Raw genomic sequence first — 17,183 nt, 5'->3', positions numbered from 1 at the left:
TCATTGATATAAGCCTTTTGTAAGAAATTAAGACGATTTGTATTTGTAGATAGTATCTTTAGTAGCTCTTAAAAGAGTTCATGTTTAAAAAGTCTTTACGGCATACCATACTCCTTAATATAGGTGCCTTTTTATTGGTAGCCATGCTTGAAATATTGGGCGGATGGTTATTCAGAGATAAATATGATACAACCTATTCTTTTTATGCCTGGCAACTAAGTTATGCAGCCGCTATTATGGGCGTCATTTGGGTAAACCATTTTATCCTTATTCCGTTTGTTTATGATAAGAAAGGTTATGTACTCTATGGTATGCTGCTTATAGCGACCATATTTCTTGGTGCTTTTTTAAAGGCATACCCAGAGTGGATTGGTGTTTACAAAATGTCCTCTTTTCTTATATATACCACGGGTACTGGGATGGCAGCCTTTTTTTTAAGAAGAAATCTAATCATTCAAAGGGAGAATGCCGAAAAAGATAAATTACAAAGAGAGATAGAACTTAACTATTTAAAGGAGCAGGTAAATCCGCATTTTTTGTTTAACTCATTAAATAGTATTTATTCGCTTTCTAGACAGCAATCACTAGAAACTCCAGATCTGGTTATGCAGCTTTCAGAACTCATGCGATATCAATTAGAGAGTTCTAAAAAAGACACTGTTTTATTAAAAGAAGAGCTTGAATTTATAGAAAATTATTTGTTGCTTGAAGAAAAAAGATTGAGTAAACGTTGTACCATTGAGTTCTTGATTGGAGGCGATTTGTTGGATTTTAGGATAGCACCTATGTTGCTAATTCCATTTGTTGAGAATGCAATCAAACATGGTGCCCATAGCACTAATAGGCAGAGTACTATCGATGTTTCGGCTTCTTTAGAGGATACTACATTTCATTTTTCCGTAGTGAATTCGAAGCCTCTTGCAATTGCCAAATTCAATAGAGAAGGATTAGGGCTTGAAAATGTGAAAAGACGGTTAAGTCTGCTATACCCAAAATCGCATTCATTGCATATTGAAGAAACTGAAAAGTTATACCGGGTTAATTTAGCTATTGATTTAAAAGTTCAAATTAATGATTAAGGTAGGCATAATAGACGATGAAATACTGGCGCGTAAAGTATTAGAAGATTACTGTGCTAAAATTGAGAGTTTTAAAGTCCTTCTAAGTACTGGAAATCCGCTTGAATTTATCAATTTTACCCAGAAAAATGAAGTTGATCTTATTTTTCTTGATATTAAAATGCCAGAACTCAATGGTATGGAAATTTTAAATTCTCTGATCTACCCCCCTAAGGTTATTTTAACAACGGCCTATTCTGAATATGCCTTGGAAAGTTATAATTATGGCGTCGTTGATTATTTGCTGAAACCTATACGTATTGAACGCTTCTTAAAAGCCATAAATAAGGTCACAGCTTCCAAAATTGAACCATCAATACAGCACATTGAAAGTCAAGAACTTCAAATAAAGCATGACGGCATACCAATCAATATTTCATTTAAATCAATTCTATATATACAAAGTTTTGGTAACTATCTAAAAATCTTCACGGATTCAAGAATGTACTTAATTTCTGAAACACTTACCAATATCATTATAGTACTGTCTGAAAACTTCCAACGAACGCATAAATCCTATATTGCCAATTTGAGTAGGGTTGCTAAAGCCACCTCAAACTATTTGATAATTAATGATAAAAAAGTACCTGTGAGCCCAATGTATAAAATCATAGTCCGGAATAAAATAATTGCTTTGACAAAGTAATAATCGTGTCAACTTTAATTCCATACAGATCAGAATATTATTGTAATTTTTACTTTTAAATAAATTTATAGTGAGGAATTTCTTCTTTAGCTTGTCGATAATTATACTTTTTATGGTCTCTTGTCAAACGGATAAAAACTCCGAAAAACGAATTTGGCGTACAAAAAAGTGGGTCATTAAAAATCAGGTGCACAATCAGTTATCGGATTTCGAAAAGGAACAGGGTTGGGCATTGCTTTTTAATGGTGAAACTTTAAACGGCTGGCATCTATACAATAAACCAGATTCTACCCAGTTTTCTGCTTGGGAAGTTCGGGATGGTATACTTTTTTGTAACGCTGCTAATGAAAACAGGGTCTTTGGAGATTTGGTCACTAATAAAGAATACGAAAATTACGAGCTTGTATTTGATTGGCAAATGGCCATACGTGGAAACGGAGGTGTTTTTATAAATGTACAAGAGTCTCCAGAATTCAGCGCTACCTATCAGACTGGACCAGAATACCAATTATTAGATCCAAACCATTCTGACACTAACACGGCTTTGAAAAAAGCAGGCTGCTTGTGGGGAGTATCTAACCAGCTCAATCCGGTAGAAGTTAATAACACTGGACAATGGAATACGACTAAAATCGTACAACATAATGGAAAAATTGAATTTTACCTTAATGGAAAACTAACTGCTAAGGAGGATTTTACTTCAGCAGATTGGAAAAATAAAATTGCTTCGTCTCGTTTTAAAGATGCGGTAAATTTTGGAGAGGCAACCAAAGGCAAAATTGCACTTCAAAACTGGTATTTCAATGCTTGGTTCCGCAATATGAAAATTCGGGTATTTTAAAAAAACTCAACTTTTTCTTTGAAACACCCTTAATATTTCAATTTAGCAGACCTTAAAAAAAGTTTTGTTTTTATTGGTTTTACCACCATTTAGTTTGGCTTCAATTTCTTTGGCTGTTTTGGTGATGGCAAGTCCACCAAGACCTGTACAGCACAAGGTATTTGGCATGGCATCACCCACCTTTTTCATAGTTTCTATAACCTCATCTAAAGGAATTAGATGGTTATAATCAGACAAAGCCATATTGGCACAAGAAATTGCATTACTAGCGGCCATTACATTGCGATTCAAACAAGGTGCCTCTACCCTATCAGCGATCATATCGCAAACCATACCTAAACTTGATTGTAATGCCATTGATGCGGCGGATAAAGATTGTTCAAGACTACCTTGTTTTAAACTGACAATACCTGCCGCCGCCATACCAGAGCCTGAACCGCACTCTGCCATGCAACCACCTACTTCTGCAGCAAAAGTAGCATGCCCTGCTATGAATACCCCTATTAGCCCAGCGGACAACAACGCTTTGACTTTGTGGTCTTCAGCAAGCTCCAATATTTTAGCTACGCCAATTATTGCTCCGGGCAAAGCCCCGCACGAGCCAGCGGTAGGTGCCGCTACGATAACCCCCATGGAACTTTTCACCTCCATAATGGCCGAGGTATAAAGAACAACTGTATTGAGCACATCTCCATTAACCAGTTTCTTGCCATTCATTTTTTCTTGAAATGTAAGTGATTGCGGTCCCAAAATACGGTCTTTATAAGCAGTGCCTTTTAAACCGGTTATTATGGCATTTTCCATTATTCGTAGAATTGAACGCATTTTTTCAAAGACTTCTTCCTCCGAAAGATTACCTCTTATGCTTTCATAGTTTAAAGCTAATTGCCATAATTCTAAATTCTTGTCCGCATTATAATCGAGCATTTCATTGCAGGTAATGAATGGGACTTGTAAAGTCTTACTGGCCAGAATAGGTAGTACTGGATCAAGTCTTTTTAAAAAAAGAACCCCTTTCATTTTTTCCAATTTAGACTCCAAATCGGCCGAAATGAAACGATTTGCCTTAATTTCAATAAAATTAAAGGTTCCCTTTCGTAAAGCTATTTCGTCACATGAAAATTGTTCTGCTATCTCATGAATCATATTAAAGCCGGACTCAACGTAAATCAAAGTCTGATAATAATCACCTTGCATAGCAACCTTAGCGCCATCAATCTCTACGATTTGAATCATGCCACCACCAAGTGAAAGAGCTGTTAATTCCCTAGTCTCCCTTTCATTCTTTAGTGTAATCTTATAAGTATTTGGGTGTGAGGCCCCGATATCATGAATTTTTATCTCAACTTGAATATTAGCCTCTTCAATTGCCTTTAGGTATTGTGGCAAACGCTCTTCATCGGCATCCCAGCCTAAAAACCCCCCGAACAAGCCCATATCCGACCCCTGTCCTTCATGGGTTGTGGCAAGAGAACCATTTGGAGCAAATTCTATGAAAACTTCTTTGATATCCCCATCCATTAAATCACGACATATGCGCCCTATGCGCAAAGAGGCTGCACAATGTGAGCTAGAAGGTCCGCGCATGACCGGGCCAATAACATCGTTAAAAATACTGGGATAGCTATTCATAAGTTAAAGACTTAATTTATAAGGCTTGTGCCTTTAGCGCTTTAAGTTGCTTTTGTAGCTCAGCCAAACGAAGTTGAGCATCTTTGCCAGGCACTTGATCTGCACTACCAACAGCATATTGTAAATACGCTATTTGAGATAAAAGCATTTGTTGTGGATAGGCACCTTCAGCATTCTTTAAACTAGCCAAAATGGACTCTTTTTTCGACTGTATATCAGTATTTTCTTTGGTGGTCTGTTTTTTCAGGCCTTTTATTTCTTTTTCTAAAGATGCTTCAAATTGCCGTGCTTCAGATAACAAGTCAAGCACTTGACGTTGCATACGCTGTTGTACTTCCAAATTTTGATGACTAAGCCCTTGTGATTCAACTTTGGGATCCATTAAGATTTTAAAGCGCTGTTTTAGCGCCGTGTCACCAACAGTAAGTTGCACATGATAGTTTCCTGGTAAAACCATCGGACCATCCTTAAAGCGTCTTTTTTTCTCCTTATGCCAAGCTCCTTTAGTCCTTAAATCCCAAGCAAAACGATGAAGTCCTTTGGTAGCCTCCAATTTAGAATTGACAAAACGGAAGGTTTCGCTCAAATCCATATTTTCCACTTCTTCCACTGAGCTTTCAATTAATGTGCTATCGGATACTATGGTACTGACAACAGTACCGCTGGTATCTAAAATTTCTAATTGAATTCCCTTTTTCACATCTTTTGGCAAATAGTAATCGATATACACTGTTGTCCTAGGGAACTCAGGAAATTTAGAAGTACGTATTTTTGGATATTGATAGCGATACGTATCATCAGGTTGAAATAATACTGGAGTGTTCTCAAGGTCAGTTATCGCTTGCTGACGCAGGCTGGTGATATTGTCCAAAATCCAAAAGCCTCTGCCCATGGTACTTAACACCATATCACCTCTGAAAATTTTAATATCCGTAATTGGGGTTACAGGCAAATTTTGCTGGAAAGATTGCCATGATTTACCATCATTCAGAGAAACGTACACTCCATATTCTGTACCTGCGTAAAGCAATCCTTTTTTAACAGGGTCTTCACGTAAAACTCGTGTGGTATGGTCATTTGCAATTCCGTTGTCTGATGTGCTTAACAAAGTCCAACTGGCACCATAATCATTGGTCTTATAGAGATAAGGTTTGTCATCACCCAATAAGTGTCTATCTACTGCTATATATGCTGTGGCTTCATCAAAATGCGATGGCGCAATAGATTCTACCCTACCTCCTTCTGGTAATTTTTTAGGTGTCACATTTTGCCAATTTTTACCGCCATCTTTTGTTACCGAAACCACACCATCGTTAGAACCTGTCCATATCAACCCTTCCTTTAATTTTGACTCTCGGATGGAATAAAGGGTACTGTAATATTCTTCTCCTGTGATATCACGGGTAATTGGGCTACCTGAAATTACTTGTTTATCAGCTTCAAAAGCCGTCAAATCTGGTGAAATGGTTTCCCATTCATAGCCATCAGAGTCTGTTTTGTGTAAAAACTGTGATCCATGATACACCACATCAGGATTATGGGGAGATACATGCACGGGTGCTACTCTTTGAAAACGGTATTTTAAATCCTTCGGATTATGGCCATAGATATTTGATGCTCCAACATAATATGCTTTTTCCGTGCCTGTTAATTTATTAAACACGCCAAAGCGCCCTTTACAATTGGCATACACAATATTATGATTGCCAGGTTTTGGCACTGCGGGACCTGTTTCACAACCTCCGGTATTGATGATCCAAGCTTTGCCTGGGTCTTGAACTGCACTTGGCGGAAAACTCGGTACGGCAATAGTAGTATAGTTGTCTTGTTGGCCTGCATACAACCAATACGGGTATTGGTCGTCCACTTCGACCTGATACAATTCTGCGGTGGGTTGATTGAACTGTGAAGACCAGGTCTCTCCTCCATTAAAACTAACATTGGCACCACCATCATTAGCCTGAATCAATAATTGTGGATTCTCAGGGTTAATCCAAATATCATGATTATCGCCATGTGGAACACTCATTCGTTTCCAGTTCTTCCCGCCATCCATAGATTTTAAAAGTGGGTTGGCATTGGAATAAACAATATCAGGATTGGTAGGATCCAGTTCTACATTGGTATAGTAGAACGGTCTATTGACTAACCGGATATCATCGGAAATATGTTCAAATGATTTCCCTTGGTCTACAGACTTGTAGAGCCCCTGTTCCCCTTCTGGAGCTTCAATGATGGCATAAACGATACTTGAATTCACCGGAGATACAGCTAGGTCTATCTTACCAATGGTTTCTTTGGGAAGGCCTTCTTCAAGTTTTATCCAATCTTTGCCTCCATTAACAGACTTATAAATTCCGCCTTCTTTGTTTGTTCCCCCCGATATGATTGTCCAAGGCTTGCGTTCCGCTTTCCACGCAGCAGCGTAGATTACATTTGGATTGCTTGGTAATAGTTCTAAATCTGCAAACCCAACTTTATCCGAGATAAATAATACTTTTTCCCAATTTTCTCCGCCATCGGTCGTCTTATATATGCCTCTCTCTGGATTACTTTTAAAAGCATTGCCAATGGCTGCTACCCATACGATGTTGCTGTTAGTGGGGTCAATCTCGACCGCACCAATTTGACCAACACTTTTAAGACCGATATGTTGCCATGTCTTGCCTGCATCAATTGATTTATACATTCCTTTTCCAGAAATCACATTGCTTCTTAAGCCATCAGAACCTGTACCTATATAAACAATATTTGGGTCATTTGATGCAACTTGAATTGCACCAATTGAAGGTGTACTGAAAAACCCATCAGAAACATTGTTCCAAGTAGTGCCATAATCTTTTGATTTCCAAACCCCTCCTCCAGATGAACCTAGGTAAAATGTTCCAGGCTCCAAGGTAGTTCCGGTTACCGTGGTAACCCGTCCTCCCCGTTCAGGGCCAACGGTACGATATTGTAAGGCCTCAAAGTCCTGTGAAGTTAGTGTAGCACTTAGCATTAAAAATAATACTATAAATAGTTTTGAATTTGGTAAAAAGGTCATATTAAATTGTTATTAAATTATTAGTGAAGGCGCCTACCAGATTTTTTTAATATCCGGCTGCCTGTCCATCTTTTCTTGATTCAGAAGCTCCTGAATATACATTATGTTCCAAATCAATACCTATAGCTTGGTATCCTCCGAACATGCCCACTCCAAAACCTATTCGATGCCCTTTTTTTCTTAGCTCCCTTAGGGTTTCTGATTGAAATCCACTCTCTAAATAGAGGGTTCCGCCGTTGCTCATTTTTGAACCCGTGGGTTGTGAACTTCCACGATGTCGCATTCTTGGAGCATCACCAGCTTCCTGTAAATTCATTCCGAAATCAATTAAATTGGCCACGATTTGAGCGTGCCCCTGAGGCTGCACCGCACCGCCCATAAGGCCGAAACTTACCCATGGCTTGCCATCCTTGGTTATAAAGGCTGGTATAATCGTATGAAATGGACGTTTGCCAGGTTCTAGTGCATTCGCATGATTTTTATCTTGAACATTAAACATCTGCCCACGGTTTTGAAGTACAAAGCCCAGTCCGTCAGGTACCATGCCCGAAGCAAATTCAGAATAAATACTCTGAATAAAAGAGACCATATTCCCGTCTTTGTCGGCAACGGTCAAATAGGTCGTATTTCCGGTTTCTATTTCCATATCCCCAGCAGGATAGGTATCAGCTGCTTGATTAGGACTGATAAGATTTCTTCTTTTTGAGGCATACGCATCTGACAGCAAAACTTCCAAAGGAATTTGATTGAATTCTGGATCAGCATAAAATTTTGCGCGATCCTCATAGGCCAATTTTTTAGCTTCGGTAAGTGTATGTAAATATTCATCACTACCAAAACCCATAGCAGCAATATCATAGCCCTCTAGGATATTCAACATTTGAAGCGCGGCCGTACCTTGACCATTGGGAGGAAGTTCCCATACCTCATAGCCTCGGTAATTAACCGAAACTGGGTCAACCCAGTTAGAGGTGTGATTGGCCAAATCTTCGTAAGACAAAAAGCCCTTGTGTTTTTTCATATAACTGGCAATGGTCTTGGCAATCTCCCCTTTGTAAAAGACATCACGACCCTTTTGAGCAATTTGCTCATAAGTATTGGCCAAATCAGGATTTTGAAAAACTTCGCCTTTTATTGGTGGTCTACCATTGGTCATATAAGTTTCAGCAAAGCCAGGTTGATCTTTAACTGCTTCAAAGTTCGAAGCCATTTCATGGGCAATAACCTCAGAGACAGGAAATCCATCACGACCGTATTTGATAGCGGGACTTAAAATACTCTCCATGGGCAGTTTTCCAAATTTATCATGTAATTTGAACCAACCATCAACGCAGCCCGGTACTGATACTGGCAATGAACCATAAAAAGGAACGTATTTCATTTCCCTTTCCATAAAATAATCAATAGATAATGATTTAGGTGCTCGCCCACTACCATTTAGACCATATAATTTCTTTTCTTCTGCAGACCATACTATAGCGAAAACATCACCACCAATACCACAACTTGCCGGTTCTACAAGTCCCAAAACAGCGTTTGCGGCAATAGCAGCATCAATAGCATTTCCTCCTTCTTTTAAAATATCTAAGGCTACTTGAGTGGCCAACGGTTGGCTTGTAGCCGCCATTCCATTTTGAGCCAAAACCTCGGAGCGAGTAGTAAAAGTTTCACCCGTTAATCGGTCTTGGGCATTTGATGTAAACGCTAAAGACAAAAAAACTAAAATTGAAAACGAAAACTTCATGTCAAAATATATTTTTAAATGGTGCGTACTATTTAGGCCAATAAAGTTCAGGCAATCCTGAAGATTTTAAGAGCTGATTGTATTTTGGCACTTGGATACTTTTGATTTTTGACAAACTAGAATTAAGAACATCCCATTGTCTCATATAATCTTTCGCAACATCTCTAGTTCCTTGCGTTACAGGTAGATTCCCTTTTCCAGTTCGATTTAAAAAGTGTTTAAACTTAATCAAAAGGCGGGCTTCAAACATATAATTACTCTGAAAGGTTCGCATTTCTTTCTGAAGTATTTCAGCTATCCAATCATCAATATTTTGGTTCAGCGTCTTGCCTTCTAGTTTAAGATTTTGATCATCAGTTTCACCTAAAACAAATTGCAATTGTTTTTTAATTTTTCTTAGGTCACGAACTCCTTTGGTCATTTCTTTTGCACCTTTATATATCGACCTTGATATTTGATCACGATCTTCATAGGCTTCGGCAGCTTTAGGAATACTGTTAGCAATACGTGGGTCAATTTTAATTTCAAAACCTTGGGTTTGTTCAAAATCACCTATTGTAAGTTTTACACTGTATGATCCTGGTTTGGCATTGTAAGCTGTTAAATCACGATTGGTGGTGTATAGTTCTGTCAGGCAGTCGAATATTCCTATCTTCATGTTCCATGAATAGCGATGCGTACCTTGTTTTCTTTTTAATTGCGGTTTTACCAGCGAATCACAACCAACTCTAGGAACCTTGCTATATTCTGAATGAATTACTTCTTCTGAACTATCCATAATTTCAATGGACATAGGAGTATCTTTAGATAATTCTTTATTTAGTACATAATGGATTTGGACTCCTTTAGGCGGATTTTTACCTAGCCCTCCATCGATACTATAGGCAACCGAAAGCTCCGTATTTACATCATTTGGTTGATATAGGTAATAATTCGAAGAGGCAATTTCTTCACTTATTTGATGTAATGGTGTCAAATCATCTAAAATCCAAAGAGCTCTACCTTGCGTGGCCACTACCAAATCTTTACGTTTTACACGTAAGTCCGTAATTGGAACTTCAGGTAAATTATTCTGAAGTGGAAGCCATTGCTTACCATCATTAAAAGAAACAAAAACCCCTGTTTCGGTACCTGCATATAACAATCCTTTTTGGTCAGGATCTTCCCGAACACTTCTAGCAAAGGTATCATTGGGGATGCCATTTACAATTTTTGTCCAACTGGTTCCATAATCATTCGTTTTAAAAATATGGGGTGTAAAATCATTCATTTTATATCCTGCTACGGCGATATAGGCAGTTGCTGGGTCATGGGGAGAAGGTTCTACAACATTGATGATACTTTCCTTGAGTCCATCAGGTGTCACATTTGTCCAGGTTTCGCCACCATCTTGGGTAACATGTACCAAACCATCATCCGAACCTACCCAAATCACACCTTCTCTTAAAGGCGATTCTTCAATATTGAATAGATTGTTATAGCTTTCTGCAGTAATCTGTTCGTTACTTATGGGTTCTCCACCTTTACCTTGATGTCCTTTGTCGTTTCTAGTTAAGTCCTCACTCAAGGTTTCCCAAGTCACTCCCCTATCTGAAGATTTCATCACGTATTGCGAACCGTAATAAATTACATTGGGATTATGGGGAGAGACAATTACAGGGCCATTCCAGTTCGCCCGGTATTTTAAATTTTTAGGTTGTTCACCTGTTACCCGAGTGGGATATGGCATCACCATTCGTGTATTATCTATATCACGGTCCCATTCCACAAAATTACTAGCAAAGTAAGTGGAATATACATATCTGGGGTTGTTAGGGTCAACGGCGACCGTTGAAGATTCTCCAGCTCGCATAACGTCCCAATGCATTTCCCCGATACCGTTGTCCATTACGCGACTGTCAATGGCAATGGTGCTATTGTCTTGTTGCCCAGAATAGATACGATATGGATGACCGTTATCTGTAATCAAACGATAAAACTGACCCGTAGGTTGATTGTACATCGTTGACCATGTCCCACCTCCGTTAAAGGTAACGGAACCACCACCATCATTGGCATTGACCATGATGTCATTATTGTCCGGATTAATCCATAAATCATGATGATCCACATGACTGCCTTTCATTCCTTTGAATGTTTTTCCTCCATCAATGGATTTCATTGCAAAGCTGTTCATTACCCAAACTTCATCTTCATCAATGGGATCTGCGATGATATGCATATAATACCATGAGCGAGCATAGGTAGTGGCATCATTGGTCATTTGTTTGAAACTTTCCCCAGCATCTTCTGAACGGTATACACCTGCTTTGTCCCCTAAAGCGTCAATGGCGATATAAACAATGTTTGGATTGGCCGGAGAAATATCAATTCCCATTTTGCCTTTTAGCTCAGGCAATCCTTTGTTGATTTCTTTCCAATTTTTACCCCCATCAGTTGTTTTATAAATGCGACATCCCGGACCACCATTATGAACCACCCATGGCTTACGCCAGAATTCCCATGAAGCCACCATCATAAAATCGGGATTATTCGGATCAACGGTCATATCGACGATTCCAGAATTCTCGTTTACATAGAGGATTTTCTCAAAGGTTTCTCCACCATCTTCTGAAAGATATACCCCTCTTTCTTCATTTGGTCCCCAAGGATTTCCTTGTGCAGCAACATAAACTTTATCAGGGTTATCCGGATGTACAAATACATCACTGATATGACGTGTTTTTTGTAATCCCATATGCTTCCAGGTTTTTCCTGCATCAGTTGATTTGTACAGCCCATCACCGTGGGAAGTTTTTACGCCTCGAACAGGTGATTCCCCGGTACCAACGTATATAATATTGGAATTGGATGGTGCGGGGGTGATATCTCCGATTCCTGTCGTTTTGAAAAAACCATCGGAGATATTGTCCCAAGTATTGCCTCCATCCGTAGTCTTCCAAACACCTCCACCTGTAGCACCCATGTAGTAGGTGAAAATATCGTCGGTAATTCCCGATACCGTCGTGGAACGCCCTCCACGGAAAGGACCAATATTTCTATATTCCATTGACTCGTATAGTTTTTCTGATATTGCTGAAGGTGTACTTTTTTTCTGTCGTTGTCCAAAAAGACTGGTCGTCATCAATAAAATAAGGACGAGTGCATAAAGGTTGGCTTTCATATCTAGTTTCAATTTGTGTTCTTTATCTAAATTATCTTGATATGGATGTCCATATAGATTTCATTTCATCGGTTTGCATCCAAAGTTTTTTGACAGCCTCTTCAGTTGGCACCGTTGGTCTTGAATCTGAATTTTGAAGTATCACCAAAAGGTAAAGCAGTTTCTCCTGAAGTTTGACAATAGTCTCATTTTCTAATGAAGTAGCCCGAATACTGCCGTAAAGTGGGTCACCATTTTCAGGATTTCCTATACCTATAAATGCCATTATTGTTGATTTCTTTTTTGAACGAAGTTTACCGCTCTCTAATTTCGCCATGCTGGTCTCCCTTATATCTTGCAATTCAAGATAGGCCTTATAAACATCCATAGATAGTTCTGTTTGCAGTTGCAAATCGGAATCGGTAAGTTTTGAACGCGGATCTAAATGCACTGAAAACTCTTTTTCATGGATTGAACCATCCACGGTCAATCGCACTTTATATTTTCCAGGGGCAACAAAAGGGCCCACAGGTCCTACTGGAGTGTTCTTAAGTACTGCGGCAATAGCATATGTACGTTTTGCCCCAGGCGGGTCAGCATATCTTAGATTCCAAGTAAAACGTTGATGTCCTTTTTTTGAAGAAGGTTTTGTAAGAGGTCGCATCCAATACGTAGGATGCGGTAATTTGGTGCTATCTGGGTATTGAAGTATATCTTGACTACTGAAACGATTGATCAGTACATTATCCGCATCCAAAATTTCAAGGGTCACTTTTTGAGCGTCATCGGGAAGAAAATAATCTATAAAAGCCCCATCGGGTGGATTCTCACCAGTAGGTTCTTCTGGGGGTAAGGGTGTATCCGCAAACATATTAAAGCGAACACGAAAAACATCGCTCGGTTCAAATAAATGTGGCTTACTGTCATCGGTAAGCCCGACCAATTCCCGCAACGGACTAAAATCGTCCAAAATCCATATGGAGCGACCGTGCGTACCAATGACCAAATCGTTTTCATGAATCACTAAGTCACGGATTGAAGAAGCCGGCATATTGCTTCTAAGGGATTGCCAATTGGTACCATCATCTATGGAAAAATACACTTCTCGTTCCGTACCCGCAAATAATAGTCCATTTGATGTGTGGTCTTCTCGCACCGTATTTACAGGTCCTATAGGGTTCATTCCTTTGGTGATCTTCTTCCATGTTTTACCAAAATCATGCGTTTTATAAATCAAAGGTTTCATATTATCATTACGAATCGAGTTCACCGCTATATAGGCAGTACCTTCATTAAAGTGACTGGCATCTATTTGTGAGATTTTATCCCATGGCCCTATTTCGGGTGGAGTGACGTTTATCCAATTTTTGCCGCCATTTTGGGTAACATGAATTAATCCATCATCCGTTCCTGCCCATATTACATCCTTGTTTAATGGTGATGGGCCTAATGCATAAACAATAGCACGAGGTGGAATCGGTTTATTTGAATCGGCCACATAATCTTTAAAATGAGGAGGTACTTGGGTTTCACCTCGGGTTAAGTCAGGACTAATCTTTTCCCAAGCTTGTCCGCCATTCAAGGTTTTAAAAACCATGTTTGTTCCGAATAATAGCATCTGGTCATCCGCAGGATGAAACATCAATGGCATTGTTCGTATAAATCGAACTTCACCCGACCTCAGTATTTCAGGTGCTACTACTTGAGATTGTCCTGTGTGCTTATCAAAGCGAATAACTCTACCGCCATAAATAATATTTGGATCTTTGGGGTCAGGAGCAACATAAGCGTATTCATCAGCACCCACGCCCATAAATTCTCGAAACGAAATTTGCCCCCCATTACTTCTACTTGCAACGGCAATGGCACCACTCTCTTGTTGTCCGCCATACACCCAATACGGAAATTGATTGTCCGTGCTTACATGGTACAATTGTGCTGTGGGCTGATTGTACCATGAACTCCATGTTTTTCCTCCATTAACGGTCACTACAGCACCTTGGTCTGCAGCAAAGAGCATAATGTCGGGGTATAAAGGATTAATCCAAATACGGTGGTAATCATCACCTCCCGGAGCTCCTTTAAGGGAAGTCCAACTCTTTCCTCCATCTTCCGATTTATAGGAAGCTATATTTCCAACAAATAGCACGTTTTCATTTATGGGATGCACTTTGATTTCAGCAAAGTCACTACCTCTTCCCCATAATCGATAATCAGTAGTTAGCAATGACCAGCTTTCTCCTGCATCGTTGCTACCATATATTCCTCCTTTTTCTTTCGCATCAACGGTTGCATACATTTTATTTGAGTCGCTATGCGCAATGGCAACCCCAATTCTACCTAAGCCTTGCGATGCCATGGGTAGACCTTTCGTAATTTTTTTCCAAGTCGCTCCCCCATCTATAGATTTATAAAGTCCACTATTAGATCCTGAAAATTTTGCATTTTCCCATGGACCTTCTAAATGTTCCCACATATCGGCAAATAGGATATTTGGGTTATTAGGGTCGAACTCCACTTGAACTGCTCCCGTACTTTTATTAATATAAAGCGTCTTCTCCCAATTTTTTCCGCCGTCTAAAGAACGGAATATACCCCTCATTTCATTTGGTCCGTAGGGATGCCCTAATCCTGCAACAAAAACAATATCAGGATTCGTTGGGTGAACAATTACCCGACTCACCTGCTGAATATCATCTAAACCAATATGTTTCCAAGTCATACCACCGTCCGTAGTCTTGAACATGCCATCGCCTACAGCCAGATCAGGTCGGTGCAGCCCTTCACCCGTACCCACATAGATAATATCAGGATTTGTAGGCGATACTGCTAAATCACCCACTGAACCCGTCGGCGCATCATCAAAAATTGGATTCCATGTACGGCCGTAATCATCCGTTTTCCATACGCCACCATTATTATGCCCAAAGAAAAATACATTTGGTTGTGTCGGAATCCCGACCGCCCCAACAGTACGTCCTCCGCGGAAAGGACCGATATTACGGTACTTCAGGGATTGATAAAATTGAGGTGTTATACTGTTTTGGGGAGTTATTTTCTTTTGACCAAAACCAAAAGTAGATAGCAGTAGCACTATCAAACAGGCGTAGCTGGCAATTTTCATAGGGTTGGTTAATTCGTGCTTTTAAATATAAGGAATTATGTGGTTAATTGAACCAACAAGCTTAGTATCTAAAATTTAAACCAACATCGTAAAATTCGTATTAGGAAAATGAAAAAATCTAAAGCTTTCCCTCTATTTTTTGTAACATTCGCTTTGCTGTGAAAGCTGCCCCTCCTTTATCTGAAATAGACAATACTTTTTTGTATGATTGTTTGGCAGATTTAAAGTCCTTCAGCTCCATCTGGGCTTGTGCTAAATTGCCCCAAGAGTTTTGTGAATCGGGAAAAAGTTCTGATGCCAATTCAAAAATGAATAGGGCACCCTGGTTGTTATTACCTAGCATAACGGCGCCAGCACCACTAAACTCGAGTTCAAAATCAATAAAGCTATACGCCTTGTCGTTGACCATTCGCTTCGCCTCTTTTCGTACTTGATTTAGATTACCATTTTTACGAAGTTTGTTTAGGTACTTCATAGGGTCCATCACAAAATTATGGGAATCAAAATCTAACACATGCTTTAGCAGAGGGTCTTGATTGGAAATATAATCTTCATAAGTCATTTCTACGCTATAATGGGGCTTAATGTAATCAGCATTTTGCCATTGTGATTTATCTTGCCACCATGCAAAGGAAAGATATACTGGAAGTCCTGATTTTGGTAAGACTACTCGTTTGTTATCTCCATAAAAGTTAATGTTTTCACTAGATGGTTCTCCGACAAACAAAACATTGGTATAGTTGTCTATTTCATTAATAAGGCTCTGAGCAGCAGAAAACGTTCTTCGGCCAGTTATTACAAAGAACTTTCCAGGCTGATTAATTTTCTTGTTAGAAATAATTCCTGTAATAATCGGCTTGTTCAAGAAGTTATTGCCCCCACCATTTAAACGAACATCTAAAACAAACTTATCAACCTCATTAGTATTAATAAATTCAAATACCCGATTATAAAAGTCTTCTACCTCTTCTATTTCATCATTCTGAATTCTGCTATGTCTAACGTAAACGGTTTTGGAACCCTCCAAATATTCATAATAGTATATCCTATCAAAATTTTTAAGGTAGTTTGGAGTGGTAGACTTATCGCGACCATTCACCCAATCCGAATCAGGTCTTATCTCTCCATAATGCATGGGTGGCCAAAGACTGGTTTTAGCCTCAATTTCATAATCAAATTGCTTCCCATCTTTTTCTAATGTTAAGGTTATTATTAGGTCTAATTTATCGGTAATACCCTGGGCATGGAGTACTTCAGGAATCGTCATATGTCGTAATCCATACGCATCAAAAAACATTGCGTTCTCTACAGGAACTGTTGGATATACTGCTTTGATTACTTCTTCAATAGGTACGCCTTCTATCGCCTTGACCTTTGCTCCCAAAAGGCTTTGATATTCTTCCCGAGCAGATTTAATACGGAGTCCATCCTTAAAACGATAAAATTCCACAGGAATACTATGAAACTGAACAGGACTATCACTATAAGCCATTCGAGTATGTCCATATTTAAATAAGGCAATAATCTTTGAAAACCCTACGACGACTTCATGTTGCTCCATTGACGGAATTGCCTTGTAGAAAGATTCTACTTCGTCATTAAATGCAGATTGACTTACTTTTTTGAATAAAAATGGATACTGTTGATTTACTATTTTTTGTAAATACCTAAGATCATTTTGCCATTCTTGAGTTGAGATATCATTTTGTGAAAAGCCAGAAAAAAATAAGAGCAATGTTAATATTGAAAAAACCTTTTTCATTTCCTTGTAGTTAGATTGTTGTATATCATTTGAACGCAAGGTCCGTATTGACATAAGAACTCAACAATATACTTTTCCGAAATGTAATGCCAGAATGATGAATTGTAGAATTTAGAAACCGATGCTGATAT

At 39.0% G+C, this 17,183-nt stretch carries 9 protein-coding genes; 3 read left to right on the top strand and 6 right to left on the bottom strand.

Annotated elements, in window-relative coordinates; translation table 11 throughout:
• The first annotated feature begins 80 nt into the window (after positions 1-80).
• From RM706_RS11180 to RM706_RS11170, 3 genes are all read left to right on the top strand, one after another.
• Positions 81-1,079 (top strand): sensor histidine kinase, encoded by a 999-nt coding sequence (locus tag RM706_RS11180; protein WP_311351467.1) that lies wholly within the window; start codon positions 81-83, stop codon positions 1,077-1,079.
• The gene (locus RM706_RS11175) at positions 1,072-1,764 is read left to right on the top strand and encodes a LytR/AlgR family response regulator transcription factor (protein WP_311351465.1); all 693 of its coding nucleotides are present in this window, start codon (positions 1,072-1,074) and stop codon (positions 1,762-1,764) included. Before RM706_RS11180 ends, RM706_RS11175 begins: the two co-directional genes overlap by 8 nt.
• 70 nt (positions 1,765-1,834) lie before the next feature.
• Positions 1,835-2,605 carry a 3-keto-disaccharide hydrolase gene (locus tag RM706_RS11170; protein WP_311351462.1) on the top strand — a complete coding sequence of 257 codons (771 nt, stop codon included), beginning with the start codon at positions 1,835-1,837 and terminating at the stop codon, positions 2,603-2,605.
• 42 nt (positions 2,606-2,647) lie between these two features.
• Here the strand turns inward: RM706_RS11170 and RM706_RS11165 are convergent, their stop codons facing one another.
• The 6 genes from RM706_RS11165 to RM706_RS11140 all read right to left on the bottom strand — a co-directional run bounded on the left by RM706_RS11165 (position 2,648) and on the right by RM706_RS11140 (position 17,052).
• On the bottom strand, positions 2,648-4,237 hold the full coding sequence (locus RM706_RS11165; RefSeq protein ID WP_311351460.1) for an L-serine ammonia-lyase, iron-sulfur-dependent, subunit alpha: 1,590 nt from the start codon (positions 4,235-4,237) through the stop codon (positions 2,648-2,650).
• Positions 4,238-4,253: 16 nt separating this feature from the next.
• On the bottom strand, positions 4,254-7,280 hold the full coding sequence (locus RM706_RS11160) for a VPS10 domain-containing protein (protein WP_311351459.1): 3,027 nt from the start codon (positions 7,278-7,280) through the stop codon (positions 4,254-4,256).
• 46 nt (positions 7,281-7,326) lie between these two features.
• Positions 7,327-9,024, bottom strand: a complete 1,698-nt coding sequence (gene ggt, locus RM706_RS11155; RefSeq protein WP_311351457.1) for a gamma-glutamyltransferase — start codon at positions 9,022-9,024, stop codon at positions 7,327-7,329.
• 28 nt (positions 9,025-9,052) lie between these two features.
• Entirely contained in the window at positions 9,053-12,187 is a 3,135-nt protein-coding gene (locus tag RM706_RS11150) for a WD40/YVTN/BNR-like repeat-containing protein (protein ID WP_311351454.1), read from the bottom strand.
• 31 nt (positions 12,188-12,218) lie between these two features.
• Positions 12,219-15,290, bottom strand: a complete 3,072-nt coding sequence (locus RM706_RS11145) for a VPS10 domain-containing protein (protein WP_311351452.1) — start codon at positions 15,288-15,290, stop codon at positions 12,219-12,221.
• Between the two features lie 118 nt (positions 15,291-15,408).
• Complete coding sequence (locus RM706_RS11140) at positions 15,409-17,052, bottom strand: hypothetical protein (RefSeq protein ID WP_311351450.1); 1,644 nt, start codon at positions 17,050-17,052, stop codon at positions 15,409-15,411.
• Positions 17,053-17,183: the final 131 nt, after the last annotated feature.

It is taken from the genome of Croceitalea rosinachiae (assembly GCF_031846445.1).
Lineage (GTDB): Bacteria > Bacteroidota > Bacteroidia > Flavobacteriales > Flavobacteriaceae > Croceitalea > Croceitalea rosinachiae.
The sequence above is the reverse complement of the archived record's forward strand: the minus strand, read 5'-3'. Positions and strand labels throughout refer to the sequence as shown.

Coding starts and splice junctions, on each gene's coding strand:
- RM706_RS11140 (WP_311351450.1), bottom strand. CDS start 17,052: ATGAAAAAGGTTTTTTCAATATTAACATTGCTCTTATTTTTTTCTGGC.
- RM706_RS11145 (WP_311351452.1), bottom strand. CDS start 15,290: ATGAAAATTGCCAGCTACGCCTGTTTGATAGTGCTACTGCTATCTACT.
- RM706_RS11150 (WP_311351454.1), bottom strand. CDS start 12,187: ATGAAAGCCAACCTTTATGCACTCGTCCTTATTTTATTGATGACGACC.
- RM706_RS11175 (WP_311351465.1), top strand. CDS start 1,072: ATGATTAAGGTAGGCATAATAGACGATGAAATACTGGCGCGTAAAGTA.
- RM706_RS11160 (WP_311351459.1), bottom strand. CDS start 7,280: ATGACCTTTTTACCAAATTCAAAACTATTTATAGTATTATTTTTAATG.
- ggt (WP_311351457.1), bottom strand. CDS start 9,024: ATGAAGTTTTCGTTTTCAATTTTAGTTTTTTTGTCTTTAGCGTTTACA.
- RM706_RS11180 (WP_311351467.1), top strand. CDS start 81: ATGTTTAAAAAGTCTTTACGGCATACCATACTCCTTAATATAGGTGCC.
- RM706_RS11165 (WP_311351460.1), bottom strand. CDS start 4,237: ATGAATAGCTATCCCAGTATTTTTAACGATGTTATTGGCCCGGTCATG.